Consider the following 2,023-nt stretch of genomic DNA (forward strand, 5'->3'; position numbering starts at 1 on the left):
GGTTCGTTGTTCACTGCGGCGGTGAGTCCAACCGAACTGAAGACGATTCCCTTCAATCGAACACATATCTCGGAAAATGAGCTCAATTACCTCCCGCGACGTCGGCCGGTAGCCCGACCCGGTCGAGCAGCTCGGCCACCCGGTCCTTCCGCCACGAGGCCGGGGTCCCGCGACGGGAACCGCTCCCGAAGGAGGCCCCGCGGTGGGATCCGCTCCCGGAGGAGGCGCCGCGGAGCGGTTCGGCGACCAGGCGGCCCACCGTGTAGCGGGGGTCGAACGACCCGAGCGGGTTCTGGGAGATCACCTGGATCCGGGACCTGCGGGTGCGTCGTCCGCGCTCGGGGATGCCCGACCAGGGCTCACCGCCCAGCAGCACCTCTCCCGAGGCGGGTTCGAGCAGGCCGAGGACGAGCCGGGCCACCGTGGTCTTGCCGGAACCGGACTCCCCCACGATGCCGAGCGTCTCACCGGGAAAGACCTCGAAGGACACGTCGTCGACCACGGTGCGCGAGCCGTACGCGGCGGAGAGCCCCGAGGCCTTCAGAATCGGCGCGGCGTGGTCCACGGTCCGCTCCGGCAGCGGGGTGCGCAGCGCGACGCCCCCGGCGGCGATGGCGGACAGCCGGGTGCCGCGCGAGATCGCGGAGGGTACGGCCGCGAGCAGCAGCCTGGTGTAGTCGTGCCGGGGCCGCGCCAGCACCCGCCCCGTCTCCCCCTCCTCGACGATCACCCCGTCCTTCATGACCACTACCCGGTCGGCGATGGCGGAGACCACGGCGAGGTCGTGGCTGATCATGAGCAGTGCGGTCCCGGTGGCCTTGCGGGCGGCGAGCAGGCGCAGGATCTGGGCCTGTACGGTGACGTCGAGCGCCGTCGTCGGCTCGTCGGCGATGATCAGTGGCGGATCGGCGGCGATGGCGGAGGCGATCAGGGCCCGCTGGCGCAGCCCCCCGGACAGCTGGTGGGCGTACTGCCGGGCGCGCACCTCCGGCTCCGGCACCCCGACCGCGTCCAGCAGCTCGATCACCCTTTCCCGCCGGGCCGCACGGGGTACGACATCGTGGGTGGCGAGCACCTCGGCGATCTCGTCGCCGACGGTGCGGAGCGGGTCCAGAGAGGTCAGCGCGTCCTGGAGCACCAACCCGGCGAATCGGCCGCGCAGCCGCCGCCAGTCGCGGGCGCCGAACCCGAGCGCGTCCCGGCCGTCGACCGTGAACCGGGAGGCGGTGACCGAGGCGCCGGGGCCGGTCAGCCCGACCAGGGTCCTGGCCGTGACGCTCTTGCCCGAGCCCGACTCCCCGACGATCGCCACGCACTCACCCGCCTCGATCGACAGGCTCACCCCCCGTACGGCCTCCACCCCGGCCCCGGGGAAGCCGACCCGCAGGTCCTCGATGTCGATGAGGCTCACCGGTCTCTCCCTTCGAAACGGCGCTGCAGGCGGCGCCCGACGAGCGTCAGGCTGATGACGGTCAGGGTGACGGAGAGCCCGGGAAAGAGCACGGTCCACCAGGCGACGCGCAGGTAGTTACGGGCCTCCGACAGCATCGAGCCCCACTCTGGGCTGGGCGGCTGCGGCCCCATGCCGAGGAAGCTGAGACCTGAGGTGGCGATGATGGCGGTGCCCATGCCGATCGTGGCGAGCACCGGCAGCGGACCCAGCACGTTGGGCAGCACGTGGCGCGCGACGAGCACCGGCCTGGCCAGGCCGAAGGTGACCGCCTGCTCAACGTAGCCGGAGCGACGCACCACGAACGTCTGGGCACGGACCACGCGGGCATAGTTGGGGATCTGTGCGATGCCGATCGCGAGGATCACGTTGCCGGTTCCCGGACCGGTGACGGCGATGACCAGCAGGGCGAGCAGCAGCTCCGGGAAGGTGGCCACCACGTCGAACAGGCGGCTGAGCAGCTCGTCGAGGTAGCGGGTCGAGGTGATGGAGAGTGAGAACGATGCCGAGTCCGCCCATGCCACGCTGAGGGCCTACCTGGATTCGCCCGGTGGATCCCTGCCCCGGGCGATC

2 protein-coding genes are annotated in these 2,023 nt (G+C 71.5%); both read right to left on the reverse strand.

Annotation, left to right across the window (positions count from 1 at the left end; genetic code table 11):
• Nucleotides 1–82: 82 nt before the first annotated feature.
• Nucleotides 83–1,411, reverse strand: a complete 1,329-nt coding sequence (locus ABZ260_RS50465; RefSeq protein WP_355632938.1) for an ABC transporter ATP-binding protein — start codon at nucleotides 1,409–1,411, stop codon at nucleotides 83–85.
• Complete coding sequence (locus ABZ260_RS50470; protein WP_355632941.1) at nucleotides 1,408–1,974, reverse strand: ABC transporter permease; 567 nt, start codon at nucleotides 1,972–1,974, stop codon at nucleotides 1,408–1,410. The genes ABZ260_RS50465 and ABZ260_RS50470 overlap by 4 nt, the downstream gene beginning before the upstream one ends.
• Nucleotides 1,975–2,023: the final 49 nt, after the last annotated feature.

Origin of the sequence: Streptosporangium sp. NPDC006013 (assembly GCF_040614275.1) — a bacterium.
Taxonomy (GTDB): Bacteria; Actinomycetota; Actinomycetes; order Streptosporangiales; family Streptosporangiaceae; genus Streptosporangium.